The sequence below is a fragment of the Vibrio sp. 10N.222.52.C12 genome (assembly GCF_041474215.1).
GTDB classification, from domain to species: domain Bacteria; phylum Pseudomonadota; class Gammaproteobacteria; order Enterobacterales; family Vibrionaceae; genus Vibrio; species Vibrio crassostreae_C.
This window is the reverse complement of sequence record NZ_JBFRTR010000110.1, coordinates 1-10,052: the sequence shown is the minus strand read 5'-3', so window position 1 is coordinate 10,052 and position 10,052 is coordinate 1. Positions and strand designations below refer to the sequence as shown.

Here is a 10,052-nt window from a genome sequence, read left to right as displayed (position 1 = left end):
ACAGTGGTAGTGATCCTACAATTGAACTGTTATCTCAAGGAGGATTTATACAATGAAGAAATTAATTGTAATAGTGGTCATGATGTTTCTTATCTCGGGTTGCGCGGAGCGTTATCTTAATGGCAAAGGTAGTGAATACTTAGTCTACCCAGAGACTCATATCTATAAATTTAGTGTCAAATCTATTCCTGAAACCAAAGAGCAGTTAAGTAATCTTATCGCTAAAGTTAACGATATAGATCCCGGAGCCTCTTATAAGTTTGAGTATAGGAATAGAAATTCAAAAAATTTGATTGACAATGTTGTGAATGAATTTGAAAAGTTACCACTGTCTGCTGAGGCGTTCAGTGTGCATAAAAATATCGAATTAGACAAAGATCTTAAAATTACAGTGATCTACCACTCTCTATTACAGGAAAAATGTAAGTTTGCTTCTGTAGAAGGTGTTGATGTAAGCCAAAACTGTTTTGTGGAAGCGGCAAGAGTGGGGCAGGTTATTCACAAGGAAAGGCTCGTGGAGGGATTATAATGTTTGATTTAGTTAAAACAATGAAAGAGTCCGCAGCTTCGGAAGATTTGTCAGGCATTAATAATGGTCCATCTGATTGCGTATTAGTGTATCAATCGCAGGAGTGCGTTGATCTCGTAAAAGAAATGTTTCAATTTGAAGGTTGGGATGAACCACAATTTATTAAAAACACGGATGTAAATAAAAAGTTCTATGAAGAACAAAAATCAAACATTGTTTTACTGGAGTTATGTAACTCAGAAACAATGGCGGACGATGCTCAAAATTTCGCTAGTCATCTTCCTACCCGAAAAGGGCTGATCATTATAGGACAGCAGGACTCTATAGTTAAGCTTCGTGAATTAAAAGAAATGGGATTTTACTATCTATATTGGCCTATTAATAAGTTTGAGTTTTCTGACTTTATACTAAATGTTCAAGCAAATTTAGAATCTTTTTCTGGTGTGAGTGAAAAGCGTAAGGCAAAGCGCGTTGCTGTTGTGGGTAGTAAAGGTGGGGTAGGTACTTCTCTGATTTCCACTGAGTTGAGTTCAATGTTATCTACGCAAAGTATTGATACAATATTAGTCGATCACCAATACAGTGACTCAAATATCGATGTGTTAATTGGTTTGGAAAATTTTCAATCTAGATTGATTGATGAATATTCTGTCCCAATTCACGAATTAGATAATGATGGAGCGTTAAGTTATTTAACGCAAGTGAGGAAAAATTTTAGACTGCTGTCATTGCAAGGAGAGCAAGACCAAAAATTCATTTATGATTATAATCAAACATTATGTGAACTATTAAATAGAAGTGCTAATTTTATTATCGAGGATTTTTCTGGAAGTATCGATTTTAAAATTACCCCGCATGCATTAATAGAAATTTATGATGTAATCATCGTTGTCCTAGAACCTTCCGTTTCATCAGTAAGAAATGCACGTACATTGCTATCAGCACTCGAACAAAATCAAGTGTCACAAAGTCGTCGCACTCGAATTATAACTTTAGCCAACCATCATAGACCAGAGAGTACATTCGTTATTGGACAAGGTGATATAACAAAATACCTTGAATCAAAAGTTGATATTGATATGCCTTATTGTAAAAGGCTGTCTCATTTAATCGTAGAAGGTAAGCGAGCTCATAAACATGAGAAAAGCATTCGTAAAACAATTGAGGACCTATCAAACTTAATAAATGGTCAATCAGTGCAAAAACATCAGGGTTGGTTAAATAGACTGGTGGCACGATGAGCACAACTAAAGAGCTATATATATCTTTTCGCACTCAGATTTTTGAAGCGCTTGATGTCGAAGCGATTCAAACCATGAATCGCAATGATTTAGAGGGACAAGTTAGAAGTGCTGTTGATGTACTTTCTAGCAATAATGAGCGTCCAGTAACGGCAATGATGCGGTCAAGTATTGTTAAAAGTATGCTAGATGAGCTATTTGGATTAGGACCTATTCAACCGCTTGTTGAAGACTTTTCGATAACTGACATACTTGTTAATGGCCCAAATGAAGTATTTTATGAAAAGTACGGTAAATTGGAACGTTCAGATATTACTTTTGTCAATGAAGACCAACTTCTCAATATTGCTAAACAAATCGCTTCTCGAGTTGGTCGCCGAGTTGATGAGCTATCCCCTACAGTGGATGCCCGACTCGAAGATGGTAGCCGAGTAAATATCGTTATTCCTCCGATTGCTTTAGATGGTACGACGATTTCTATTCGTAAGTTCCGTGAGCAAAATATCACGATGGAATCTTTGGTCGAATTTAATTCTATGTCTTTAGATATGGCAAGGGCGCTATCGATTGCTTCTCGTTGTCGGTTAAATATTTTGATTTCTGGTGGTACAGGTTCAGGTAAAACAACGTTACTCAATGCTTTATCACATTATATTAGTGATGATGAGAGGGTGATAACAATAGAAGACGCTGCTGAACTTCGGCTTCAACAGCCTAATTTAGTTCGACTTGAAACGCGAACTAAGAGTATTGAAAGTACTGGCCTAGTGACACAGAGAGATTTGGTGATTAATGCGCTTCGTATGCGACCTGATCGCATTATTCTTGGTGAGTGTCGTGGTTCAGAAGCGTTTGAGATGCTGCAGGCGATGAACACCGGTCACGAAGGGTCTATGTCTACCCTACATGCTAATACACCAAGAGATGCTATCAGCCGAGTCGAATCTATGATTATGATGGCAAACTTAAACCAGCCATTGGATGCTATTCGTAAGGCTATCGTCAGCTCAATTGAACTGGTTGTGCAAGTGAACCGTTTACGAGATGGCTCTCGAAAAGTAACAAGCATTTCAGAAATTGTCGGAATTGAAGGGGATAGTGTTGTCATGGAAGAGATATTTTCCTTCCAATATGATGAAGTCAATTATGGTGAGAATGTAAAAGGCAAGTTTGTTACAGAAGGTATCATGCAGAGATCTCACTTGGTACGAAAAGCCCATTTTTTCGGTTTATATAATGAACTGATGGAATCCTTTAAAGGGGTAGGGACATGATCATTTGGATATCTTTTATTTTATTTGGGGTTGCCATATTTTTACTTTTTGATGATAAAAAATCAAAAGTGGTTAATTATTTTCCAAAATTGAAAAAAACGCAAAAAGAAGATGATATTTCGGTGATTGATATCAGTGGACTGCTGCCTAGAGCAAGTTGGAGAAGTATTAGAAGAGACCTACATCCAACTATAGGAATATTAGGTTCAAGAGCAAAACTAATTGTTTTATTTTATGTTATTTTCAGTGTTTTTATATCCTATTATTTGATTTATCATTTTTTCTATATTCGTTCAATGTTTATTATGATTGTTTCAATCTTGTGTTTATTATTCTTCGGTTACTTTAGGCTTAAAACGGTTAGAAGAAAAACATTTCAGCGGACATTTCCTGATGCTCTGAATATATTAATGAGTGCGGTGACTGCTGGTGAAAGCCTGATGCAGGCATTTATATTTGTTGGGGGAAATATGGATGGTGAAGTTGGGCGAGAATTTAAGTTAATGGGTGACCGACTTCGTCTAGGTGAAAATTCTGAGGATGTTTTAAAGCGATCTTGTGAGGTATTTCCCTACCCTGAATACATTTTTTTTACGATTGCAATAAGAGCCAATCTGAATCGTGGAGGCCAACTTAAGGGAGTATTAGCTAGGTTGATTAGAGTGTTAGTCGATGCTCGTGCAATGGAAAGAAAAAAAATGGCGATGACATCTGAAGCGAGGATATCAGCAAAAATAGTGGCAGCCATACCATTGTGTTTTGCAATAATGCTAAATTTTTTGAACCCAGACAATATTAAATTTATTGTCCATGATCCAGAAGGTCAATGGATACTTTATTATGTGTTAGGTAGTGAATTGTTAGGTTTATTTATAGTGTGGCTTCTTGTTAAAAGGGTGAAATTATGAATACTATTATTATACTATTTGTTTTTGCTTTTGGTTTGTATATGGCAATTAATATGTTAGTTGATTTGAAGAGAGAAAAAAGAATAGAATTTCTGCTAAGCGTAACACAAAAAAAGCATAGATCATCTAGAATTAACTCATTTATTGTCAAGTTTGGTAAAGAATACCGAGGGGAGTTAGAGCAGAAAGTTAGGGATGCTGGTATTCACAGCCCTCAACTGGCTATTTATTATTTTCCAATTAAAGTTTTATTTTTCGCGGTTCTCTTATTCTTTGTTTGGATAGCGGACATTGCTATAGAAACTAAGTTTATATTAGTGGTTGTTAGTGTGATCACAGCTGTACTCCTCCCTGATCTTATCTTAAGTTTAAAGCAAAAGGCGGTTGTCAGAAAGATTTCGATAAATCTTCCCTATTTACTAGATATGATGTCTGTTTGTGTGCAGACCGGTATGACAATAGAGGCATCTTTTGCCTATTTGTCAAAGGAACTAGAAACCTTTGATCGTGATTTATGCTATCAGATAAAAAAAACGTCAGACTTTGGCAAGATTCAGGGTATCGATAAAGCTTTATACAACTTGTCTGAACGCGTTCCTTCCCCTGAAATGTCGAGCTTTGTTTTGACTATTATTCAAAATATTCAATACGGATCTTCTATTTCCATGATCTTATCTGATTTGGCTGAGGATATGCGTAAAATGCAGTTACTTACCGTTGAGGAAAAGATGGGGAAACTCTCCGCTAAAATGAGTATACCTTTGATTTTACTTATTATGATGCCTATTGTCATCTTAATTTTAGCACCTGGAGTCGTCCAGATGGGACTTGTTTAGGAGTGAATTATGAGAGCTAGATATTTTATTTTCACTCTTTTATTGGTGTCGTTAATTGGCTGCTCTTCAAGTCAATCTGAACTAAGTCTAGACAATGAAGTCGATAGCATGGAGCGAGTGGGTAATTATGATGGTTTAGTTAACTATTATAAAGGTAAGCTTGAAGAATCACCCAACGATACAGTTTCTATGCAGGAGCTAGCTAAAGTTTATTTTGATAAGGGTGATATCGAATCAGCAAGGTTTTATAGTGATTATCTTTTAGGCTTGAAAGTGGTTAATTGGGAGTTATCTCAATTACGAGGTCAAGTTTATAATGCAGATCATAACGATGCTTTGGCGGTAGAGTCTTATCTACGTTCTATTGAGTTGGGAAATAATACGGCAGAAGTAGATGTTCTATTGGGGATATCTCACTGCATGAATGGAGATTATGAGTTAGCCGAGAAATATTTTAATAATGCCAGAATCAAAGGTTACAATGATACTGCGATAAAGAATAATTTGGCATTGATTAAGTTTGCTGATGGAAGATATCAAGAAGTGATTGATTTATTACTTCCATTGTACTTGTCTGATCCTAAAAATAAAAAAGTTCAGGCAAATTTAGCTATTGCTTTGATTAAGTTAGGTCACGTTAAACAAGCCAGTGATGTTTTAGGTAGTAGTTATTCAATCAATGAAGTTACAACCATGTCTAGACGCCTATCTTCAGGCGCTGGGAGTTCAATATGAGAAGAATAGTCAAGTATGCTAAGGGGTCTCTAACCGTCGAGGTGGCTTTAGGCATCATCATTCTCATCACGGCGACGGTAATGATATTCGAAATGGCGTATCGGATTTACGTCTCAAATTTGGTTGAGTTTGCGCTCAGAGAATCGGTTAGGTCAACGACTGTTTTTCAGGGAGATAATTCATACACCAGTTATAATACCAGCTTTTTCAACGTGATGAATGATGAAAGTAAATTATGGTCTTCACTGACGCCTGTTGATAACTTTTCAATGGCAGGCAAATATTATGTGAGTTATGAGGATCTTTTATCTGATAATTATCGTAATGATGGCGATATGCTGATTGATGATTCGGGATATTCCTTCGCCGAAATATCATTGAGTTATCAATATGAACCTATTTTACCTTTGCTTGGTGGAAATTCTGAAATAATTTCATCTTCAGTGTTACTTACTCTCGAGCACGAGGGTTGGGAGAGTGTTAGATGAACATATCGGAATTAACAAATAATGGAGGCTTTCGAAAAAAACGCAACTCAACACTGCAGCGTGGCGCCTTTACCATTGAGTTAGCACTCATTTTATTTGTCGTTATAGCCATATTTTATTTTATGAGTGACGTGAGTCATAAGTTATTGGTTAGAGCAAAACTCGACCGAGTGAGTTTTGCTCTGGTTAACGTAATGAAAGAGCGCACTCGATATTATGATGAAAATGTCATCTTAACTGGTGATGATAGAGACGAAATGGTCATTATTGCCGCTCGTCTGCTAAACACAGCTCCAGAAAGCGTAGCGCTGAGAGTTGAAGCTATGCACGATGGCTCTGCTGCAAATATTGATTCATTCGAAAGTGACCAGTTCAACAACTTAGGTTGTAATGTACCATTAATTTCATCGAAAGAGGTTTTGGTTCCTGTAGAGAACGGAGTCTCTTTCCCTCTTTACCAAGTGTCATTATGTGAAAGTAATTCATCTTGGTTTGCACGTTTGTTGGGGATTGCTAATTTATCAGAAATAACCATTTCATCGAGTTCGGTGATGGTTGGGAGGTAGATATGATAAACCCAAATACATTTAATCGCGGTCCTCATCGTCAGAGAGGTATTGCCGCAATTTGGCTTGGACTGACGTTAATACCTTTGTTAGGCGTGTCAGTTTTTGCACTCGAGGGAACTCGATATATACAAGAAACAAGTCGTTTGAGAGATGCTGCACAAGCTGCTGCCCTTGCAATAACAATTGATGATAAATCGAATGAAGCAGATGCTTTAGCGACTCGATATGTTGATGATTATGTGCGTAGTATCGAGCATATAGATATCACGACAGTAAGGACTTATGAGGAGCCAACTGCGGCGAATGATGATACCGAGAAAATTCAATATGAAGTTGCAGCAGTGACTACCCATAATTCGTGGTTTGCGAGTAATTTAATTCCCTCATTCGATGAAAATCAAAAGCTTGCAGGCTCAGCGCTCGCCGCGAAATATCCTTACTATCTAGGTGATAAATTAGTAGACATTGTGCTAGTCACTGACTTTTCAGGATCAATGAATCGGGATTGGAGTGGGGCAAGTGGTGATGTAAATACAAAGATTCAAACTCTCAAACTAGCTGTTTCAGATCTTGCTGATAATATTTTGGTTGTGCGTGAAGGTGATTCTACAGTGCTTAACCGTCTAGCGATTGTTCCTTTTAACCTCAGAGTTCAGGATAAAATTAATAACAATTTATTCTCAGGAAGTCAGTTGAGGTATAGAAGTGATTACCACTCTTCTGTTTCCTCTAAAACGTATGAAAAAGTCAATTGGCGTTTTTGGTCAAAAAGAACATTAAGTGAAGTCGAAGATTGTGCCGATGATATATTTGATTGCCCTAATATTGGGAATAATAATCAGCACAAACAAGCTAAGAGAGTGTTGGATGTTTTAAATATTAAATCTAGACGTCTTGAAATACCAGAGTATATAGATTATCAGAAATCTGTTGATGATATGTTTAACTATAAAAGAGATAATACAGATTTAAAATTTGACTTTAGAGCGGATACTAATGTTATTTACAATAGCTCAATGACGATGACTAATGGCATAGGTCACTATGTGATTCCTCTTACCAGTGATTCTGATTTGATTGAAGAAATGCAGGATATGAATTCAGGAGGCAATACGGCTTCATATCAAGGTATTTTAAGAGGGCTTCAAGTACTTAATGATGGCATGCCAAGTAATTCGGCTAGTCAGCAGGAGATTGATGAATACAGTCAAAGAGTCAAAATTATGATTATTTTGAGTGATGGTCAAGAATATCCATATACGAGTATTTTACCCGACTTAGTTGATGCCAATATGTGCAATGCTGCAAGAGAGCACTTTCAATCGGAGAATGGCAGCCTGTATATAGGTGTTATAGGTGTTGATTTTGATGCGACTAAACAAAATGGATTTCAGAAGTGTGTCTTAAATCCTGATGAAGATATTATCGATGTACGTAGTCGCGAAGAATTGATTGAACGTATTCAAAATTTAATTGAGAAAGGATCTCGAGGTACTGGTGTATCGAGACTATACGGGTGAGTAAAGATGAAAAATACAATGCTAACAATAGGTATGCTTGTTTCTTTCTCTAGTTATGGGCAGGAGATTAGTGATCAGGTAGTAGAATATTGTGGGAATACTTTTTCAGAGTATTCTCACACCATCGAAATTGGTGAAGTTCAAGGGGTGGCTAGTCATCGTGATGGCTATTGGCAAATTCATGAGGGAAGTCATGATCCAGCTCTCAAGTGGGAGCTTCTTAAGCGCTCACAGTTGATCACTGATCCTAGTGATTGTCTTACTTATATATCAAACCTTGGTATTGCTAGCTTCGATAGTGACAAAGGGCAGCTTGTTGCTCGTGTTAACTTCGCCTTTGATCGTTATTATCTGACCCCTCTTGCTCGTGAAGTGCTTGTTGATGTGGCAAAGCATCTCGCAGACAATAACTACTTAGTGACGGTCGAAGGTCATACCGATTGGGTGGGCAGTGAAGCTTACAACCAAGGGTTGGGGCTAGATCGAGCTCAAAGCACTTCTGAACAGCTTTTTACTTATGGAGTTTCAAAAGAGAAGATGACATTGAAGTCTTTGGGTGAGTCTGAGCCAATCGCAAGTAACAAAACTTCTCAAGGTAGAGCTCAAAACAGACGTGCTGATGTGTATATTCCCCCAGAGTCTTTTAACCAAGACGATGCCAGTCCAACCTCTACACAGATAGAAGAATAACGACTATCTCAACGGTCGCATAATCCGAAAATTATAATGCCCACTAATTAGAATTAGTGGGCATTATATTAAATGACTCCGAGTCCAAACCCTATTGCAATAAACAGAGCTACCATCCATACAATCGGCATCTTCATTGTTTTCAATAGCCACACGCCAACAATGATCAGAGCGAAGTCTATGCCACTGCTCACTGCGCTTGTGAAGATAGGTTGATACAGGGCTGCAAGTAGTAGACCTACAACTGCCGCATTCACACCAGTAAGAGCGCCAGCAACCAGAGGTTTGCTCGCAATTGCTTGCCAGTTTTTCAGTACACCTAGTAGTAATAAGAAGCCTGGTAAGAACACGGCAATCGTTGCGAGTAGTGCGCCTGTGATTGGTGCCGATGGCATCAATACATAACCTAAGTAAGTCGCAAGTGTAAACATAGGCCCTGGTACTGCCTGTGCTGCTGCATAACCTGTTAGGAAGGCATCTTGAGACAGTTGGTCACCAATACCATTTTGTAGCAACGGAAGTACCACGTGGCCGCCGCCGAATACTAAGCTACCTGCTTGGTAGAACAGGCCAAACACTTCAATACCTTGAGAGTAAGGACTAAATAGAGGCAGACCAACCAGCAAAGCAACAAAAATCACGAGAGGCGTTACCGATATTTTTTGCGTTGAAGGTATCGTTTTGAGCTCTTGAGACGTCAAGAACTTACTGCCAACCATCGCTGCAAATAGAAGCACTAAAACTTGAGGCCAGATGCCTGGAATCAGTAGCAGAACAATCGCGGTAATCACACATAATGCGGTTGCTATCTTCGATTGGCAAAAGTTCTTGTACATACCAAAGGTTGCATCAGCCACAACCACTACTGCTAATAACTTAAGCCCGTGAATGATTGAATTGAAAAGTGGTGCTTCCAATAGTTGGTTGCTGACTAACGCCAATATCAGCATCAGAATCACAGATGGGGAAGTGAAGCCGACAAATGCAGCAATAGCACCTGTTAGTCCACCTTTCTTGTAGCCAACCGCAAAGCCAACCTGACTTGAACCTGGGCCCGGCAGAAATTGACTGAGGGCGACAATTTGCCCGTACTCTTCGTCGGATAGCCAATTCAGTTTCTCAACAAAGGTTTTACGGAAGTAGCCAATGTGTGCCGCTGGTCCACCGAAGCTAATCCAGCCAAGCCAGAAAAAGGTTTTAAAAATTGAAAGCATGATCGATTCCAGATAAATGTTTAGCGTAATTTATGGTGACTTGCACTA

The 10,052-nt window shown here is 38.3% G+C and carries 11 protein-coding genes; 10 read left to right on the top strand and 1 reads right to left on the bottom strand.

From position 1 onward, the window contains the following. Positions 1 to 52: 52 nt before the first annotated feature. Genes AB4623_RS19135 through AB4623_RS19090 form a run of 10 tightly spaced genes read left to right on the top strand, consistent with a single transcriptional unit; the run spans position 53 to position 8,790 of the window. Positions 53 to 529, top strand: coding sequence for a hypothetical protein (locus AB4623_RS19135; protein WP_017060819.1), 477 nt, complete (start codon positions 53 to 55; stop codon positions 527 to 529). Continuing rightward, on the top strand, positions 529 to 1,770 hold the full coding sequence (locus tag AB4623_RS19130) for a hypothetical protein (RefSeq protein ID WP_017060818.1): 1,242 nt from the start codon (positions 529 to 531) through the stop codon (positions 1,768 to 1,770). Before AB4623_RS19135 ends, AB4623_RS19130 begins: the two co-directional genes overlap by 1 nt. After that, entirely contained in the window at positions 1,767 to 3,044 is a 1,278-nt protein-coding gene (locus tag AB4623_RS19125; RefSeq protein ID WP_102428928.1) for a CpaF family protein, read from the top strand. Before AB4623_RS19130 ends, AB4623_RS19125 begins: the two co-directional genes overlap by 4 nt. After that, the gene (locus AB4623_RS19120) at positions 3,044 to 3,952 is read left to right on the top strand and encodes a type II secretion system F family protein (protein ID WP_029236472.1); all 909 of its coding nucleotides are present in this window, start codon (positions 3,044 to 3,046) and stop codon (positions 3,950 to 3,952) included. Before AB4623_RS19125 ends, AB4623_RS19120 begins: the two co-directional genes overlap by 1 nt. Continuing rightward, on the top strand, positions 3,949 to 4,788 hold the full coding sequence (locus AB4623_RS19115; RefSeq protein WP_372147172.1) for a type II secretion system F family protein: 840 nt from the start codon (positions 3,949 to 3,951) through the stop codon (positions 4,786 to 4,788). Before AB4623_RS19120 ends, AB4623_RS19115 begins: the two co-directional genes overlap by 4 nt. A gap of 9 nt (positions 4,789 to 4,797) precedes the next feature. Further along, entirely contained in the window at positions 4,798 to 5,523 is a 726-nt protein-coding gene (locus AB4623_RS19110) for a lipopolysaccharide assembly protein LapB (protein WP_102428926.1), read from the top strand. Then, positions 5,520 to 6,011 carry a TadE/TadG family type IV pilus assembly protein gene (locus tag AB4623_RS19105; RefSeq protein WP_102428925.1) on the top strand — a complete coding sequence of 164 codons (492 nt, stop codon included), beginning with the start codon at positions 5,520 to 5,522 and terminating at the stop codon, positions 6,009 to 6,011. Before AB4623_RS19110 ends, AB4623_RS19105 begins: the two co-directional genes overlap by 4 nt. Continuing rightward, entirely contained in the window at positions 6,008 to 6,577 is a 570-nt protein-coding gene (gene tadF / locus AB4623_RS19100; protein ID WP_372057919.1) for a tight adherence pilus pseudopilin TadF, read from the top strand. The genes AB4623_RS19105 and tadF overlap by 4 nt, the downstream gene beginning before the upstream one ends. A gap of 2 nt (positions 6,578 to 6,579) precedes the next feature. After that, complete coding sequence (locus AB4623_RS19095; RefSeq protein ID WP_102428923.1) at positions 6,580 to 8,100, top strand: pilus assembly protein TadG-related protein; 1,521 nt, start codon at positions 6,580 to 6,582, stop codon at positions 8,098 to 8,100. Between the two features lie 6 nt (positions 8,101 to 8,106). Continuing rightward, positions 8,107 to 8,790, top strand: a complete 684-nt coding sequence (locus AB4623_RS19090) for an OmpA family protein (protein ID WP_372129044.1) — start codon at positions 8,107 to 8,109, stop codon at positions 8,788 to 8,790. Positions 8,791 to 8,858: 68 nt separating this feature from the next. Here the strand turns inward: AB4623_RS19090 and chrA are convergent, their stop codons facing one another. Then, the gene (gene chrA, locus AB4623_RS19085; protein WP_372147170.1) at positions 8,859 to 10,004 is read right to left on the bottom strand and encodes a chromate efflux transporter; all 1,146 of its coding nucleotides are present in this window, start codon (positions 10,002 to 10,004) and stop codon (positions 8,859 to 8,861) included. Positions 10,005 to 10,052 lie beyond the last annotated feature (48 nt).

Excerpts from the sequence above, each read along its gene's own strand:
- AB4623_RS19105 (WP_102428925.1), top strand. The coding sequence starts at position 5,520 with ATGAGAAGAATAGTCAAGTATGCTAAGGGGTCTCTAACCGTCGAGGTG.
- AB4623_RS19090 (WP_372129044.1), top strand. The coding sequence starts at position 8,107 with ATGAAAAATACAATGCTAACAATAGGTATGCTTGTTTCTTTCTCTAGT.
- AB4623_RS19125 (WP_102428928.1), top strand. The coding sequence starts at position 1,767 with ATGAGCACAACTAAAGAGCTATATATATCTTTTCGCACTCAGATTTTT.
- AB4623_RS19115 (WP_372147172.1), top strand. The coding sequence starts at position 3,949 with ATGAATACTATTATTATACTATTTGTTTTTGCTTTTGGTTTGTATATG.
- AB4623_RS19130 (WP_017060818.1), top strand. The coding sequence starts at position 529 with ATGTTTGATTTAGTTAAAACAATGAAAGAGTCCGCAGCTTCGGAAGAT.
- AB4623_RS19095 (WP_102428923.1), top strand. The coding sequence starts at position 6,580 with ATGATAAACCCAAATACATTTAATCGCGGTCCTCATCGTCAGAGAGGT.
- AB4623_RS19135 (WP_017060819.1), top strand. The coding sequence starts at position 53 with ATGAAGAAATTAATTGTAATAGTGGTCATGATGTTTCTTATCTCGGGT.
- AB4623_RS19110 (WP_102428926.1), top strand. The coding sequence starts at position 4,798 with ATGAGAGCTAGATATTTTATTTTCACTCTTTTATTGGTGTCGTTAATT.
- chrA (WP_372147170.1), bottom strand. The coding sequence starts at position 10,004 with ATGCTTTCAATTTTTAAAACCTTTTTCTGGCTTGGCTGGATTAGCTTC.
- tadF (WP_372057919.1), top strand. The coding sequence starts at position 6,008 with ATGAACATATCGGAATTAACAAATAATGGAGGCTTTCGAAAAAAACGC.